This is a genomic window from Saccharothrix tamanrassetensis (assembly GCF_014203665.1).
Taxonomy (GTDB): domain Bacteria; phylum Actinomycetota; class Actinomycetes; order Mycobacteriales; family Pseudonocardiaceae; genus Actinosynnema; species Actinosynnema tamanrassetense.
The window spans coordinates 227,632-242,898 of record NZ_JACHJN010000004.1 but is presented as its reverse complement, the minus strand read 5'-3'; the positions used below and the strand labels follow the sequence as shown (position 1 = coordinate 242,898).

The following is a 15,267-nucleotide window of genomic DNA, read 5'->3' as shown; positions in this document are numbered from 1 at the left end:
GGTCCCGCGCCGGGCGCAGGACGTCGTGACTCCGGTGGCGGACCGGAGCCACGACGCGGACGGGCTCAGCCGCGCGCGGCGTACGCGGTGACTTCCATCGGGGTGTCGATGTCGCGGAAGTCCGGCTTCACCCAGGTGGGCTTCGACGTGGGCTTCGGCGTCTTCTCGGCTGGCATGGCGCGACTCCTCGGATTGTCGTGTCTCTCCGTGGGTCGGCGGCGGAGTCCCCACGGTAGAGCGTTCGGTGGTCCGCGCGCTAGATCGTAAGGACCGTTGCCCAACGCCGCAGTGGTCTGTCCTCCGATGAATCTTGCCCGTTGCGCGCGGGGTGTGGTTGCATCGGAGCAGCCGCCGTTCCGCCGCCGTCACAGTGCGGACTACGAGGAGCGCACATGCGTGCTCGTCCAAGCGCGGTTCTGGCCATGGTGCTGTTGGGCGCGTCCGTCGCGGCCCCGGCCCAGGCCGAACCGTCGGCGCTCGCTGTACGGACCCTGGCCACCGGCCAGGACGTCCCGTGGGACATCGGTTTCCTGCCGGACGGCAGCGGCGTCTTCACCGAACGAGACACCAGGCAGATCAAGAAGATCACCGGTACCGCGGTCACCACGCTGCACACCGTGGCCGACGCGGTGCCGGCCGGCGAAGGCGGCCTGATGGGCATCGCCGTGTCACCGACCTTCGCCACCGACAACACCGTCTACGTCCACTACACGGCCGCCTCCGACAACCGGATCGTCAAGCTGAGGCTGGGCGCCGGCGGCACGGCGGAGCCGATCGTCACCGGCATCCCGAAGAACCGCTTCCACAACGGCGGCGGCCTGGAATTCGGTCCGGACGGCTTCCTGTACGCCACCACCGGCGACGCGGGCGTCAGCGCGAACGCGCAGAACCTGAACAGCCTGGCCGGCAAGGTCCTGCGGGTCACGACGACCGGCGAGCCGGCCCCCGGCAACCCGTTCGGCACCAGGGTCTACTCGTACGGCCACCGCAACCCACAGGGCATCACCTGGGCGAACGGCCGGGCGTACGCGACGGAGTTCGGCAACAACCGGCTCGACGAGCTGAACTGGATCCAGTCCGGCAAGAACTACGGCTGGCCGACCTGCGAAGGCCCGTGCAACGACAGCCGGTACACCAACCCGCTGAAGACCTGGCCGACCTCGCAGGGCGGGCCCTCGGGCATCGCGTTCTTCAACAACAACCTCTACCTCGGCAGCGTCACCGGCAGGCGGGTCTACAAGATCCCGGTGACGGGCACGAACCTGGGCACTCCCCAGTCGGTGTTCACCGGCTACGGCCGGGTCCGCTCGGTCGCCTCGGCCCCGGACAACACCCTGTGGCTGGGCACCTCCAACCAGGACGGCCGGGGCACCCCGGCGGCCGGCGACGACCGGATCCTGAGCACGGACGGCTGACACGTCCGGCACGAGGCCCACGGTCCGCGCGGCGGCACGACCGTGGGCCTCGTGCGCCGGACCTGGGGCTTCGTGTGTCGGCTCGGGGTCTCGCCTGTCGGGCCGGGTCATGCGCCGGTTCGGCGACTGCGGTCAGTTGCGCGCGGCGGGCATCCGGCGGAGCTGTTCCAACACGACGGGGTCCTGCAACTGCATCCACTGGATGACCTCGGTGTACGTGGCGCACACGGTCTCCTCGCGGACGCAGACCTCCCCCATGAAGCGTTCCACGGCCTGGCTGAACGCCCCACCGGCCCACTCGTTGAAGTGGTTGCCGACCACCATGGGCGCGCGGTTGCCGTTGAGGGCGGCCAGGTACACCGACCGGTAGGTGTCCAGCACGACCTGCGTGTACTCGCCGGGCGGACCGGGATCGTCCTTCGCCCCGTTCAGCGCGTACCAGAGGTTGAAGTCCATCATCACCACCTGCCGCCCCAGCGCGGGCACCCGGACCTCGGGCATCGGGAACTCCCAGATCCCGTCCTCCACCGCCGGCCAGGACACGCCCAGGCTCACGTGGCTGGTGTCGTAGACCAGCCCGTGGCCGCGCATGGACGGGAACGCCTGCGCCCAGTCGCCTTCGAGGCACGGCGTGCGCCCACCCCGCACCGCGGAGGGTTCCAGCCGGAACCCCTGCTCGCGGGCCTTCTCCAGGATCTCGAAGAACTGATCCAGCTCCCGGTCCCACTCGGCGGTGCTCCACCGCCCCACGCTCGGCTCGTCACCGACGCAGTAGTGCCCGTTGTAGTGCGTCCCGATCTCGTGCCCGGCGGCCAGCGCGTCGTTGAGGTAGGCGATCCGGGCCGCGACCTCCTCGCGCGTGCCGCCGAACCCGATGGACGAGTACCCCGCCCGGTGCCCCGGCCCGGCGTAGGTGGAGGCATCCGCGTCCGGCACCAGGTACACCCCGGACAGCAACCCGGTGACGTGCGCGTCGACCTGTTTCGCCAACGGCATCACGCGGTCCCAGTGGGCTTTCGACGCCGCGCCGTCGAACGAGAACAGCACGAACTGCGGCGGCTTCTCGCCGGGTTGCATCCGGCGCATCCACTTCGGGGAGGTGGCCGGAGGCGACACCGAGGGCGTCGGGCCGCTGGGACTGGACGACACCCGAGGGGCGATCGGCAGCGGCGCGGCCACCTCACCGGGCGATCCACCGGGGCGGGGCTCCTGCGCGCCCAGCACCGCCAACACCACCAGGGTGAGTGCCAACGCGACGCCCGTGGTGAGCCAACCCCAACGCTTCACATCCCAAGGACGACTCATCGTGGTCGAAGGTTGCCTGTGCGCAACCGAAGAGGGCGGCTAGATCGGCGTGGCGACGACGACCTGGTTCTCCTCGTACCCGGTGTCACCGCCGACCCACCGGCCGCCGCACGTCACCAGGACCAGCCGGTGGGGGCCGCGAGGCCCGAACAACTCCACCGCGCGCTGCGGCAACTCCTCCTTCGGGACGGTCAGCACCTGGCTCACCCGGAACCGGAACGTCTTGCCCGCGGTGTCCACGACGGTCACGTCACTGCCCACCGCCGCCCGCCACAACTCGTCGAACGGCCCGGCGAGGCCCTTCCAGTTCACGTGCCCGGCCAGCACGGTCGCGCCTTCGGCGGCGGCCAGGTCGACGCCCCACCAGGTGGCCTCGCCGACCCCTTCCGGGACCGGCAGCACGCCGTCGGCGGTGACCTCCTTGCGGATCAGCGTGGCCAGCCCGCCTTGGGGCAGCCGGACGGTGCCGGGAGCCTGGGTCGGCGGAGCGGCCGGGGCCGTGGTGGTGGCCGTCGGCGTCGTCGGCGTCGTCGGGTCGGCGGGAGGGTTCGCGCCGGCGGGCATCCCCGCGAGGTCGACGCCCCGGCCGGATCTCAGGCTGTCACCCAGCGGGTGGGGCACCACGGCGTCGCCGGGCCGGGGCAGGCCCTGGACGGACTCCGGGGTGACGGGCGTGAAGACCAGCGCGGCGGCGGCGAGCACGCCCGCCACCACCGCGCCGGTCAGGAAAGCCTTCACGACCGGGCAGCCACCCTGCGCCGGGCGACGAACCCGAGCAGCGCCGCACCGATCAGCACGGCCCCGCCGAACCCGACCACCGCCCCGGTGTCGACCGAGGTGGTGAACGCGCCCTTGGCCACCACGCCGGCACCGTCGGCGCCGGCGGGGATGGTGATCGGCACGATCGGCTTGTTGGGCTTGTTCGTCAACGCCAGCGCAAGCGTTTGGCCGGCCTCGACCTTCCCGCACGCCTTGGGCGGCGCGGCGGGGTCGAAGCTCTCCTCGTAACCCTTGGCCGCGGCGACCTCGGTCACGCACACGTCCTGCGGGGTGCGCAGGTCGGGCACCGAGACCGAGCCGTCGTCGGCGGTCTGCAACACGATCGGCTTGCCGTCCGGGCCGGTCAGCGGCGCGTCGTCCTGCCCGACCGCCGGAGCCGTGCCGTCGGCCGCGGTGATCCGCAGCGCCACGCCCGAGATGCCCTTGGCCGTCTCGGTGTCGGTCTTGCCGACCCTGAGCACGCCGGGGGCCGTCTTGGCGGACGTGGCAGCTTCGGCGGTGAGTTTCTTCTCACCCCCGGTGGTGACGATCCGCTGCATGTCGGTGTTCGCCGGCACGTGCACGATCGGCCGGTCCGCCGGGCTGTCCAGCCGAACCTTGAACGTCGGCTTCGCGCCGGTCGGGACCACCTTCACCGCCAGCGGCTTGCCGTCGGCGGGCGTCCGCAGCTCGACGGTGTTCGTGCCGTCCTCCAGCGTCGCCTGGTCCAGCTCCACGGTCACCGGCACGTCGCCGACGCCGGAGCCGTTCGCCTTGGCGATGTCGACGGTCCAGCTGTCCGGCGAGCCGATCAGCTGGTCCTTGGTCGGCGCGGTGACCTGCGCCGTCCACGGGCCCCGGTTGCTCTCGGCGTCCGCGCGCAGCCTGCCCACCGCGTCCTTCGCCGACTGGGGCAGCTGGTCGAAGTGGAACCGCTCGTCGTACGCGATGTGCCGGAAGTCGTTGCCCGGGTCGAGCGAGATGCGGCCGTGCGGCGACGCCGTCCACGTGTGCAGCAGGTGCGCCAGCGCCGCGGCCTCGTCGGCCGTGGGGTTGGTCGTGTACCGCAGCAGCAGGTAGGAGATGTTCGCCGCGACCTCGGGCGCCAGCGGCTCGCCGGCCTTGGTCTTCAGTTCGTCGCGGTCCTTGTACTGCTCGGTGCTGTCCGGGGCGAGCAGCGAGTACTGGACGCACCAGACGTGCTTGCCCTGCCAGAGGTAGGACCCGAGCCAATCGGTGTCGCTGGGCTTGTCCCGGTATCCCTGGGCGGTCGTGCTGTAGCCGATGCCTTCCTGGACCTGGGCGTCGGATGTCGCGGGAACGGCGAGCAAGGCCACACCGGACGCGAGCAGCGCGCCGGCGAGTCGTCTCCACCCCATGTCTTAACCTGACCCCTCGGGTATCTGTGTGCAACGAGCGCCGGTTCGGCGGGCTGCCGGGGGAGAGCCTTACGGGTCGTGTCGGGTGGGGACAAGCCACCAGGGGAGTGGGAAGGATGACTACGCTCCGCAGCGTGGGGTGTGGATCCGAGATCGACAACCCGGGTAAAGTCGCTTTTACCCGACGGGAACCGATCGACTCGTGTGGTCGTTGAACCCCGTGACGGCGTCAAAACGCCACAGGAGGACGAGGTGCGTACCACCAGCAACCCCGCGTTCCGGAACCTGCCGACCAGCGGCGGTTCCGGGAGCTACGCAGGTTTCGGCCAGCCGTACGAGGCACAGCAGTACGGGGGCTTCCAGGGTGCCCCGCCGACCACCGGCGAGCGCCCCATCACCATTGACGACGTGGTCACCAAGACCGCGATCACGCTGGCCACGACGCTGCTGACCGGTCTGGTCTCGGCGTGGCTGGTGCTGTCCGGCCAGGTCGCGCCGTTCGCGCTGATGCTGCCGGGCCTGATCGTGGGCCTGGTCGTGTCACTGATCATCATCTTCAAGCGCACCCCGAGCGCTCCGCTGGTCATGACCTACGCGGTCGCCGAGGGCGTGTTCCTCGGTGCGATCACCGGTGTGTTCGAGGCGCTGTACAGCGGTATCGCGTGGCAGGCGATCCTGGGCACGTTCGGCGTGTTCGGCGCGATGCTCGTGGTCTACAAGACGGGTGCGATCCGCGTCACGCCGCGCCTGACCAAGTGGATCATCGGCGCCACCGTCGGTGTGGTCGTGCTCATGCTCGGCAACCTGGTGCTCGGCCTGTTCGGCGTGAACTCCGGGCTGCGGGACGGCGGCACGCTGGCCATCGTGTTCAGCCTCGTGGTGATCGGGATCGCGGCGTTCAACTTCCTGCTCGACTTCGAGGCCGCGAACGAGATGATCCGTTCGGGTGTGCCCGCGAAGTGGGCGTGGTGGGCGGCGTTCGGCCTGATGACCACGCTGGTGTGGCTGTACCTGGAGATCCTGCGACTGCTGTCGTACCTGCAGCGCGATTAGTCTGTTGGGTGTGCGCGGGGCGTCCGGCCGGTTGGCCGGGCGCCCTGTGTGCTTTCCGGGGGTGTGAGGGGCGCTGGGAGCGGTTCAGCGGGTTCTCAGGTTCGTGGGGCGGGATGTCGTACCTGGGTGGTTGGGTGTGTGTCGGGGGCGTTCACTTCGAGGGGACGCCTGCGAAGCGTGGCCTGCGGCGGTTTGTGCACCTATCTGGTGGTGAGAATCCTCCGGCTGGGGCGGAGCCCCGGTGCTGGCGGAGCCTTGGTGCTGGTGGAGCCTTGGTGCTGGTGGAGCCCCGGTGCTGGTGGAGCCTTGGTGCTGGCGGGTCGCGTCGGTGAATGGGTCTACGGGCTTGAAAAGCGTCCTCGCCGGACGGGCTGGCCGCCAAGGATCTCCACAAGAGCCCTGCGAAGCTCTTCGAGCTTTGGGGTGCGGTGTGGGCGGTGGTCTGCGTGTCATCCCCGTATGGCCTGGTCGGAGACAACCACATGCGTCAAGGGCAGATCGTGAAGCGTGTGCGGTGGTCGCGGGTTCGATCTGCCCTTGACACATGCGGTTCGCTGGCGCGCAGGCCATACGGGGATGACACGCAGGCGGAGAGGTGTGCGCTGCGCGCGGCTGGCTGGCGGGGCTGGCTGGCGCGGCTGGCTGGCGAGGTGCTGTGGGCAGCGACTGGCGTGCGGCGTGCGGCGGGCGCGTGGCGAGCGGCGAGTCTGCGGTGGCTGCTTAGGGCGAAGGCGCGGGTGTCACTCGGTGGGGTGGCGTGGTGAAGCCCGAAGGGTGGTGGCGCAGGAGTCAACCCAGAAGGGGGAGGCCGGCGGTATGAGCCCGGAAGGGTGAGGGCGCAGGGGTGAGGGCGCAGGGGGAGGCGCAGGGTTGAACCCGTAGAGGTGCGGGTTAGTCGCGCCAGCTGTTGCCGACTCTGGTCGGGTCCTCGGCGGGCAGGTCCGAGCCGACCTTGATCAGGCACGGTACGCAGAGTGGGCCGGTGGGTTCTCGTACCAGGTGTTCCGGTGGCACGGAGTGGGTGCAGGCGGCCTCGAAGTAGGTCCTGGACCGTTGGGTCGCTGGAAAAGCGTGGCACAGCGAGTCGTACCCGCTGTGCCACCACACGTACGGCATCTGATCCCCACCTCTCTACTTGAGGTAAGGACGATTCTCGCCTCGTTCCGTGACGCGCGTCAGCTCAACCGCTCGATGACCATCGCCATGCCCTGGCCGCCGCCCACGCACATCGTCTCCAGGCCGAACTGCTTGTCGTGGAACTGGAGCGAGTTGATCAGCGTCGTGGTGATCCGCGCACCCGTCATGCCGAACGGGTGGCCGACGGCGATGGCGCCGCCGTTCACGTTCAGCCGGTCGAGGTCGATGCCGAGGTCCCGGTACGACGGGATGACCTGGGCGGCGAAGGCCTCGTTGATCTCCACCAGGTCGATGTCGTCGATCGACATGCCGGCCAGGGCCAAGGCGCGCTTGGACGCCTCGACCGGACCGAGGCCCATGATCTCCGGGGACAGGCCGGACACGCCGGTCGACACGACGCGGGCCAGTGGGGTGATCCCCAGTTCGCGCGCCTTGGTGTCGCTCATGATCACGAGGGCCGCCGCGCCGTCGTTGAGGGGGCAGCAGTTACCCGCCGTGACGCGGCCGTCGGGGCGGAAGACGGGCTTGAGGCCGGACACGCCCTCGTAGGTCACGCCGGGGCGGGGGCCGTCGTCGGTGCTCACCACCGTGCCGTCGGGCAGCGTGATCGGGGTGATCTCCCTCGCCCAGAACCCGTTGGCGATCGCCTTCTCCGCCAGGTTCTGCGAGCGGACGCCGAAGTGGTCCATCTCCTCCCGCGTCACGCCCTTGGCGAGCGCCAGGTTCTCCGCCGTCTGCCCCATCGCGATGTAGACGTCGGGGACGTTGCCCGTGGTGCGCGGGTCGGTCCACGAAGGGGCGCCCTGCTCGGCCACGGACGCGGTGCGCGCCTCCGCTTCGGCGAAGAACGGGTTGTGGGTGTTCGGCCAGCTGTCGGAGCTGCCGCGCGCGAAGCTCGACACGGTCTCGACGCCGGCGCTGATGAACACGTCGCCCTCGCCCGCCTTGATCGCGTGCAGCGCCATCCGGGTCGTCTGCACGCTGGACGCGCAGTACCTCGTCACGGTGGTGCCGGGCAGGTTGTCGTAGCCCGCCAGCACGGCCACCACCCGCCCCATGTTGAAGCCCTGTTCGCCGCCCGGCAGGCCGCAGCCCAGCATCAGGTCGTCGATGTCGTTCGGGTCCAGCTGCGGCACCTTCGCCAAGGCCGCCCGCAGGACCTGCAAGGTCAGGTCGTCTGCCCGGACGTCCTTCAGCGATCCCTTGCCCGCACGCCCGATGGGGGACCGGGCTGCGGAGACGATCACGGCCTCAGGCATTACGGAACTCCTTTGTTTCGCCGCCATCTCGGGTCAGAAGCCTAGTTAACGCCTGTTCAGCCCGGCTACCACTCGTGACCTACGACGCCGCGCGTCCGCCGTCCGGTCTACGACCGTGCGTCAGGGCTGGTCACGACGGCCCAGAGCGGCGCCAGCAGCACCGAGGCGGCGGCCTCGTAGCCCGCCGCACTGGGGTGGAACCGGTCGCGGCTGAAGTAGTCGACGTGGCGGGCGGTGAACTCGGCCGCCAGCAGGTCGCCCAGCGCCACCGCCACGCCGCCGACCCGCTCGACCTCGCGGCGCTGGGCGCGGGCCAGCCGCAGGCTCCACTCGTGGGCCACCGAGCGCAGCGGTTGGGCGATGGGCCGGATGGAACCGAGGTCGGGGCAGGTGCCGACCACCACGCCGATGCCGGCCTCGCGGAGCCGGTGGACCTGGGTGCCCAGCAGCGCCGCGGACGCGGCGACGGACATGCGGGTGGTCACGTCGTTCCCGCCGATGATCACCAGCGCCACGTCCGGCGGGTCGGCCACCACGCGGTCGACCTGCGCGGGCAGGTCGCGGGTGGTCGAGCCGCTGACCGCGTGGGTCTCCAGGCAGACCGGGCGGCCCGTCTCGTCGGCCAGCCCGTTCGCCAGCAGCACGCCGGGCAGTTCCGCCGGGTCGTCGACGCCCAGGCCCGCGGCCATCGAGTCGCCGAGGACGGCGAACCGCAACGGCTCGCCCGCGCCCCGCCCGTACACGCCGTCGGCGCGCAGCGGTGGCCCGTCGGGCAGGCCGATGACCACCCTGGCCCGCCGCGACTGCGACGTGAACAGCCCGTACGCCACCCCGGCCAGCCCGCCCACGGCCACCCCGGTCAGCGCGATGAGACGCCTCCACCTCACGACCGACCACCCCCTTGCGGTCGATCTTCCACCGGGACGCGCGGATTGCCCGCCATCCGCGCGTGACTCGCGGGACACATCGCAGCAAGTACGCTCATCGGGTCATTTCGCGCAGTGGGAAGGGACCTTCGGTGGAGTACGTCGAGAGCATCGTCGACCTGGTCGGCAACACGCCGCTCGTGAAGCTGAACGCGGTTGCCGAGGGGCTCCGGCCGCTCATCCTGGCCAAGGTCGAGTACTTCAACCCCGGCGGCAGTGTGAAGGACCGCATCGCACTGCGCATGGTGGAGGCGGCCGAGCGGTCCGGGGAGCTCGAGCCGGGCGGCACGATCGTGGAACCCACCTCGGGCAACACCGGGGTCGGGCTCGCGCTGGTGGCCCAGCAGAAGGGCTACAAGTGCGTCTTCGTCTGCCCTGACAAGGTCAGCGTGGACAAGCGCAACGTGCTCAAGGCGTACGGCGCCGAGGTCGTGGTGTGCCCGACGGCCGTCGCGCCCGAGCACCCGGACTCCTACTACAACGTGTCGGACCGGCTGGTCGCCGAGATCCCCGGCGCGTGGAAGCCCAACCAGTACGCCAACGCGGAGAACCCGGCCAGCCACTACCACGGCACCGGTCCCGAACTGTGGCGGCAGACCGAGGGCCGCATCACGCACTTCGTGGCGGGCGTCGGCACCGGCGGCACCATCTCCGGCACCGGCAAGTACCTCAAGGAGGCCTCCGGGGGCCGGGTGAAGGTCATCGGCGCGGACCCGGAGGGTTCCGTGTACTCCGGGGGCACCGGCCGGCCGTACCTCGTGGAGGGCGTCGGCGAGGACTTCTGGCCGGACGCGTACGACCGGAACGTGTGCGACGAGATCGTCGCGGTGACGGACAAGGACTCGTTCGACATCACCCGCCGGCTCGCCCGCGAAGAGGGCCTGCTCGTCGGCGGCTCGTGCGGCATGGCGGTCGCGGCGGCGCTGCGCGTCGCGGAGAACTGCGGCCCGGACGACGTGGTCGTGGTGCTGCTGCCGGACGGCGGGCGCGGCTACCTGTCGAGCGTGTTCAACGACAAGTGGATGGCGCAGTACGGCTTCCTGTCGCCCGACACGTCCGGCGCGACGGTCGGGGACGTGTTGCGGCGCAAGGACGGCACCATGCCGGACCTGGTGCACGGCCATCCCAATGAGACGGTCGCCGAGGCGGTCGCGATCATGCGCGAGTACGGCGTCTCGCAGATGCCGGTGGTCAACGCCGAGCCCCCGGTGATGGCCGCCGAGGTGTCCGGCGCGGTCAACGAACGGGACCTGCTGGACGCGCTGTTCACCGGCAAGGCGCAGCTCACCGACCGGCTCGACGCGCACATGTCGCTGAAGCTGCCGACCATCGGCTCGGGCGAGTCGATCAGCGCCGCGATGCAGGCACTGTCCTCAGCGGACGGTGCGCTGGTGCTGGACGACGGCAAGCCGGCGGGCGTGGTCACCCGCCAGGACGTGCTGACTTTCCTCGCCGGACGCTGATCACGACACATTGTCCGGTTGCTGGTGGCGGGCGTGTTCCCATCCGCTAGCGTTGGCCACCGACTCATACGCCTACGGCCCACGCCAAGGGGGTTGGAAACTCCGATGAACGCTCCGCAGCCGCCAGAGAACCAGCAGTTCGGCGGCCAACACCAGCAGGAGCAGGGGCAGGGTGCCCAGCCCCCGAACGCCGACGCGACCCAGGTCGTGTCGAGCGGTGGGCAGTCCCCTGCGTTCCCGCCCCCGGAGGCGACCCAGGTCGTGCCCTCCGGCCAGCAGCAGGCGAACCCGGACGCGACGCAGGTCGTGCCGCCGAGCGCGACCCAGCAGCAGAACCCGTACGGCCAGCAGCCGCCGTCGGGCGCCTTCCCGGCGCAGCAGCCGCCGTCGGGCGGGTTCGCCGCCCAGCAGCCGCCCGCGTACGGGCAGCCGCCGCAGCAGCAGCCGGGTCAGTACGGCCAGCCCCCGCAGCCGCCCGCCTACGGCCAGGTCCCGCAGTCCAACCCGTACGGCCAGCCCCAGCAGAACCCTTACGGCCAACCGCAGGCGAACCCGTACGCGCAGCAGCAGAACCCGTACGGCCAGCCGCAGCAGCAGGCGTGGGGCGGGCAGCCCGGCTACGGCCGGCCCGCGTTCGCGCCGCCCGCCACCGGCTACGCCGAGTGGGGCTCGCGCGCCGTGGGCGCCCTGATCGACTACGTCGCACCCGGTGTCATCGTGGCGATCCTGGTCATCGTCGGCTCGGTCAGCGGCGACCCGACGATCGCGTTGGTGCTCAGCGGTGTGGGCTACCTGGCGTTGCTGGGTTGGCTGATCTACAACTCCTGGTACCTGGCGGGCACCACCGGCCAGTCGTACGGCAAGAAGATGGCGAAGATCAAGCTGTTGAAGGAGGAGACCGGGCAGCCGATCGGCTTCGGCAACGCGTTCGTCCGGCACCTCTGCCACGCCGTCGACTCGCTGCCCTGCTACGCGGGCTGGTTCGCGCCGCTGTGGGAGGCCAAGAAGCAGACCTGGGCGGACAAGATCCTCGGCACCATCGTGGTGAACGCCCCCGACACGGGCGCCCCCGGCGGCGGCATGCCGGGCGGCTACCCCGGTCAGCAGCCCAACCCGTACGGCCAGCCGCAGCCCGGCTACGGCCAGGCCCCGCAGGCCAACCCGTACGGCCAGCCGCAGCAGCAGAACCCGTACGGCCAGCAGCCGCCGCAGCAGCAGTGGTGACGCCCGCGCCGAGGTCCTGACCACGGGCTGGGCGCAGCCCGACCGACTGCCCGTCAGCCGTCCCGGCTGGCGGGCAGTCGCTTTGGGACACCCTCTACGCTGGAGCTATGACGGAAACCGGCCACTATGGTTTCGCGACCAGGGCTATCCACGCCGGACAGGACCCGGACCCCACCACGGGTTCGGTCATCGTGCCCATCCACGCCACCTCCACCTACGCCCAGGACGGCGTCGGCGGGCTGCGCGGCGGCTTCGAGTACTCGCGCACCGGCAACCCCACCCGGGCCGCGCTGGAGGAGTGCCTGGCCGCGCTGGAAGGCGGGCGGCACGGCCGCGCGTTCGCCTCGGGCATGGGCGCGACCGACGCCGCGCTGCGCGCCCTGTGCCGTCCCGGTGACCACGTCGTCATCCCGAACGACGCCTACGGCGGCACGTTCCGCCTGATCGACAAGGTGTTCGGCCACTGGGGCATCGAGCACACGCCGGTCGCGCTGTCCGACGTGGACGCGGTGCGCGCCGCGATCCGGCCCAACACCAAGGTCGTCTGGCTGGAGACGCCCACCAACCCGCTGCTGAACATCGCCGACATCGCGCTGCTGGCGCAGGTCGCGCACTCGGCGGGCGCGCGGCTCGTGGTGGACAACACGTTCGCCTCGCCCTACCTCCAGAGCCCGCTCGCGCTGGGCGCGGACGTCGTGCTGCACTCGACCACCAAGTACGTGGGCGGCCACTCGGACGTCATCGGTGGCGCGCTGATCACCTCGGACGACGAACTGGACGCCGCGTTCGGGTTCCTCCAGAACGGCGCGGGCGCGGTGCCCGGCCCGTTCGACGCCTGGCTGACGCTGCGCGGCATCAAGACGCTCGAAGTGCGCATGGAGAAGCACTCGGACAACGCCGAGCTGGTCGCGGACGCCCTGTCGCGGCACCCGCGCGTGACGTCCGTGCTCTACCCCGGCCTGCCCGACCACCCCGGGCACGAGGTGGCGGCCAAGCAGATGCGCCGGTTCGGCGGGATGGTCTCGTTCACCGTCGAAGGCGGCGAGGAGGCGGCGCTGGCGGTCTGCTCGCGCACGAAGCTGTTCACCCTGGCCGAGTCGCTGGGCGGGGTCGAGTCGCTGATCGAGCACCCCGGGAGGATGACGCACGCCAGCACCGCCGGCTCGCTGCTCCAGGTGCCGGCCGACCTGATCCGCATCTCGGTGGGCATCGAGTCCGGCGAGGACCTGGTCGCCGACCTGCTCGACGCCCTGGGCTGACGTTCCCGGACTGCCCACGCGCGACCTGCCGGAGGCTCACGGTCCCGGCCGGGCGTCCGGTGGACGTCCGGCCGGGCTGCTAGCGGCCGAAGCGGGCGGCGGAGCGTTCCTTCGCCTTCGCGGCCTCCACCTCGCGGTCACGGGGCGGTGCCTTGGTCACCAGGGACTCCAGCAGGACCCTGGTGGCCTCGGTCACCGCCGCCACCGCGGCGTCGAACGCCTCCTGGTTGACCGCGGACGGGTGGGTCGCCCCGCTGACCTTGCGCACGTACTGCACCGCCGCCGCCTGGATCTCGTCCTCGGTGGCGGGCGGTTCGAAGTTGTGGAGCACCCGGATGTTTCGGCACATGCACCCACTATCGCCGAAATCCGCCCGGTGCACGTGGTGTCCCGGCAACCCGTGCCCGAACCCGTGCCGTCCGGCTCCCGTTCCACCCACACGGCTTCGCCGGCCCTGGTCCGCCGGGTGGTCCGCCCGGACCGGTGGACCGGCTCAGGGCTTGACGTCGTAGCGGAGGTTCTCCACCTTCGGCACGGCGGGCAGGTCCTGCCCGTCCACGCAGCCGCCGACGAACTCGACCACGCCGTCCCGCTCCACGAACCGGCCCGTGTCGGCGCAGCCCGCGTGGGCCACGGTGAAGAAGGCCGCACCGGTCAACGCCACGGCCGTGGCCACCGCTCCGACGAGCGGGACCACCGCGGTGACCCGTCGCGCGAGCGCCATGCCACCTCCCGAGTGAATGCTGTGTGAGATATCCCCGCTTCCGAGGGTACCGGTCAGACCCGGCGCGGAGAGCGCGTCTCAGCGTTCCCACAGGAAAGGCCGGCCCGGGGGTGTCCCGGACCGGCCTTCGCACGTGTCACGACGTCAGAGGTTGCCCCGACGCTCCTGCTCGCGCTCGATCGCCTCGAACAGGGCCTTGAAGTTGCCCTTGCCGAAGCCGAGCGACCCGTGCCGCTCGATGAGCTCGTAGAAGACGGTCGGCCGGTCGCCGATCGGCTTGGTGAAGATCTGCAGCAGGTAGCCGTCCTCGTCCCGGTCGACCAGGATCCGGTGCTCCTTCAGCTGCTCGATGGGCACGCGCACCTCGCCGATGCGAGCCCGCAGCTCCGGGTCGTCGTAGTACGAGTCCGGGGTCTCCAGGAACTCGACGCCGGCCGCGCGCATGGCGGTCAGCGTGGCGACGATGTCGTTGGTGGCGAGCGCGATGTGCTGCACGCCGGCACCGGTGTAGAACTCCAGGTACTCGTCGATCTGCGACTTGCGCTTCGCCACGGCGGGCTCGTTGAGCGGGAACTTCACCCGGTGGTTGCCGTTGGACACCACCTTGCTCATCAGCGCCGAGTAGTCGGTGGCGATGTCGTCGCCGACGAACTCCGCCATGTTCACGAAGCCCATCACGCGGTTGTACCACTCGACCCAGTAGTCCATCTTGCCGAGTTCCACGTTGCCCACGCAGTGGTCCACCGCCTGGAACAGCCGCTTCGGCGCGCCCTCGGGCCGGACCACGGTGCTCTTGCGGGCCACGTACCCCGGCAGGTAGGGGCCGGTGTAGCGGGACCGGTCGACCAGCGTGTGGCGGGTCTCGCCGTAGGTCGCGATCGCGGCCCGGCGCACCACACCGTGCTCGTCCTCGACGTCGTGCGGCTCTTCCAGGACGGTCGCGCCCTGGCTGCGGGCGTGTGCCACGCACTTGTCGACGTCGGCGACCTCGAGTGCGAGGTCGACCACGCCGTCGCCGTGCTTGCGGTGGTGGTCGAGCAACGGGCTCTCCGGCTGCACCCCGCCGTTGATCACGAACCGCGCCGACCCGGACTTGAGCACGAAGGACTTGTGGTCCCGCTGCCCGGTCTCCGGCCCGGCGTACGCGACGAGCTGCATCCCGAAGGCGACCTGGTAGAACCACGCGGTCTGGGTCGCGTTGCCGACCACGAAGACCACGGCGTCCATGGAGCGGACGGGGAACGGATCCCGCGTCCCGTCGTAGTCGACCAGGCCCACGAGTTGGCGGAGCTGGTCGTAGCTCACGTCGTCAAGCTGCTGCGTCATAGCTCACAGCATGTGGCTGTTAGGCAGGATGAGCAACA

General features: G+C 70.8%; 14 protein-coding genes. 5 read left to right on the top strand and 9 right to left on the bottom strand.

All coding sequences use genetic code 11. The features are described from left to right. Positions 1-65: 65 nt before the first annotated feature. Positions 66-176, bottom strand: a complete 111-nt coding sequence (gene pqqA, locus FHS29_RS14180) for a pyrroloquinoline quinone precursor peptide PqqA (protein ID WP_184691096.1) — start codon at positions 174-176, stop codon at positions 66-68. Between the two features lie 216 nt (positions 177-392). Here pqqA and FHS29_RS14175 point away from each other — a divergent pair, with 216 nt between their 5' ends. Beyond that, positions 393-1,415: a PQQ-dependent sugar dehydrogenase gene (locus tag FHS29_RS14175; protein WP_184691095.1), complete on the top strand. Its 1,023-nt coding sequence runs from the start codon at positions 393-395 to the stop codon at positions 1,413-1,415. A gap of 132 nt (positions 1,416-1,547) precedes the next feature. Here the strand turns inward: FHS29_RS14175 and FHS29_RS14170 are convergent, their stop codons facing one another. From FHS29_RS14170 to FHS29_RS14160, 3 genes are read right to left on the bottom strand one after another with little or no spacing between them, the layout of a single operon-like run. Further along, on the bottom strand, positions 1,548-2,702 hold the full coding sequence (locus FHS29_RS14170) for a polysaccharide deacetylase family protein (protein ID WP_184691094.1): 1,155 nt from the start codon (positions 2,700-2,702) through the stop codon (positions 1,548-1,550). Positions 2,703-2,759: 57 nt separating this feature from the next. Further along, complete coding sequence (locus tag FHS29_RS14165) at positions 2,760-3,458, bottom strand: class F sortase (protein ID WP_312864912.1); 699 nt, start codon at positions 3,456-3,458, stop codon at positions 2,760-2,762. Beyond that, positions 3,455-4,858, bottom strand: a complete 1,404-nt coding sequence (locus tag FHS29_RS14160; protein WP_184691093.1) for a collagen binding domain-containing protein — start codon at positions 4,856-4,858, stop codon at positions 3,455-3,457. Before FHS29_RS14160 ends, FHS29_RS14165 begins: the two co-directional genes overlap by 4 nt. Positions 4,859-5,110: 252 nt before the next feature. Here FHS29_RS14160 and FHS29_RS14155 point away from each other — a divergent pair, with 252 nt between their 5' ends. Further along, complete coding sequence (locus FHS29_RS14155) at positions 5,111-5,911, top strand: Bax inhibitor-1/YccA family protein (RefSeq protein ID WP_184691092.1); 801 nt, start codon at positions 5,111-5,113, stop codon at positions 5,909-5,911. A 1,175-nt stretch (positions 5,912-7,086) separates the two neighbouring features. Here FHS29_RS14155 and FHS29_RS14150 read toward each other — a convergent pair. Together FHS29_RS14150 and FHS29_RS14145 are read right to left on the bottom strand one after the other, a co-directional pair. Beyond that, a complete protein-coding gene (locus tag FHS29_RS14150; RefSeq protein ID WP_184691091.1) occupies positions 7,087-8,307 on the bottom strand; it encodes an acetyl-CoA C-acetyltransferase in 1,221 nt (406 codons plus the stop codon). Between the two features lie 107 nt (positions 8,308-8,414). Then, the gene (locus tag FHS29_RS14145; RefSeq protein ID WP_184691090.1) at positions 8,415-9,194 is read right to left on the bottom strand and encodes an SGNH/GDSL hydrolase family protein; all 780 of its coding nucleotides are present in this window, start codon (positions 9,192-9,194) and stop codon (positions 8,415-8,417) included. Between the two features lie 131 nt (positions 9,195-9,325). On the opposite strand from FHS29_RS14145, the gene FHS29_RS14140 reads away from it, so the two are divergent. The 3 genes from FHS29_RS14140 to FHS29_RS14130 all read left to right on the top strand — a co-directional run bounded on the left by FHS29_RS14140 (position 9,326) and on the right by FHS29_RS14130 (position 13,179). Beyond that, complete coding sequence (locus tag FHS29_RS14140) at positions 9,326-10,696, top strand: cystathionine beta-synthase (RefSeq protein ID WP_184691089.1); 1,371 nt, start codon at positions 9,326-9,328, stop codon at positions 10,694-10,696. A 105-nt stretch (positions 10,697-10,801) separates the two neighbouring features. After that, on the top strand, positions 10,802-11,920 hold the full coding sequence (locus FHS29_RS14135) for an RDD family protein (protein ID WP_221455976.1): 1,119 nt from the start codon (positions 10,802-10,804) through the stop codon (positions 11,918-11,920). Between the two features lie 107 nt (positions 11,921-12,027). Beyond that, the gene (locus tag FHS29_RS14130; protein WP_184691088.1) at positions 12,028-13,179 is read left to right on the top strand and encodes a cystathionine gamma-synthase; all 1,152 of its coding nucleotides are present in this window, start codon (positions 12,028-12,030) and stop codon (positions 13,177-13,179) included. Between the two features lie 79 nt (positions 13,180-13,258). Here the strand turns inward: FHS29_RS14130 and FHS29_RS14125 are convergent, their stop codons facing one another. From FHS29_RS14125 to hppD, 3 genes are all read right to left on the bottom strand, one after another. Beyond that, positions 13,259-13,528 carry a DUF2277 domain-containing protein gene (locus tag FHS29_RS14125; protein ID WP_184691087.1) on the bottom strand — a complete coding sequence of 90 codons (270 nt, stop codon included), beginning with the start codon at positions 13,526-13,528 and terminating at the stop codon, positions 13,259-13,261. Positions 13,529-13,672: 144 nt separating this feature from the next. After that, complete coding sequence (locus FHS29_RS14120; protein WP_184691086.1) at positions 13,673-13,903, bottom strand: hypothetical protein; 231 nt, start codon at positions 13,901-13,903, stop codon at positions 13,673-13,675. Between the two features lie 144 nt (positions 13,904-14,047). Further along, entirely contained in the window at positions 14,048-15,229 is a 1,182-nt protein-coding gene (gene hppD / locus FHS29_RS14115) for a 4-hydroxyphenylpyruvate dioxygenase (protein WP_184691085.1), read from the bottom strand. Between the last annotated feature and the right edge of the window lie 38 nt (positions 15,230-15,267).

What these genes read in the sequence shown, in the direction of transcription:
- pqqA (WP_184691096.1), bottom strand. Translation starts at nt 176, where the DNA reads ATGCCAGCCGAGAAGACGCCGAAGCCCACGTCGAAGCCCACCTGGGTG.
- FHS29_RS14175 (WP_184691095.1), top strand. Translation starts at nt 393, where the DNA reads ATGCGTGCTCGTCCAAGCGCGGTTCTGGCCATGGTGCTGTTGGGCGCG.
- FHS29_RS14160 (WP_184691093.1), bottom strand. Translation starts at nt 4,858, where the DNA reads ATGGGGTGGAGACGACTCGCCGGCGCGCTGCTCGCGTCCGGTGTGGCC.
- FHS29_RS14150 (WP_184691091.1), bottom strand. Translation starts at nt 8,307, where the DNA reads ATGCCTGAGGCCGTGATCGTCTCCGCAGCCCGGTCCCCCATCGGGCGT.
- FHS29_RS14135 (WP_221455976.1), top strand. Translation starts at nt 10,802, where the DNA reads ATGAACGCTCCGCAGCCGCCAGAGAACCAGCAGTTCGGCGGCCAACAC.
- FHS29_RS14130 (WP_184691088.1), top strand. Translation starts at nt 12,028, where the DNA reads ATGACGGAAACCGGCCACTATGGTTTCGCGACCAGGGCTATCCACGCC.
- FHS29_RS14125 (WP_184691087.1), bottom strand. Translation starts at nt 13,528, where the DNA reads ATGTGCCGAAACATCCGGGTGCTCCACAACTTCGAACCGCCCGCCACC.
- FHS29_RS14120 (WP_184691086.1), bottom strand. Translation starts at nt 13,903, where the DNA reads ATGGCGCTCGCGCGACGGGTCACCGCGGTGGTCCCGCTCGTCGGAGCG.
- hppD (WP_184691085.1), bottom strand. Translation starts at nt 15,229, where the DNA reads ATGACGCAGCAGCTTGACGACGTGAGCTACGACCAGCTCCGCCAACTC.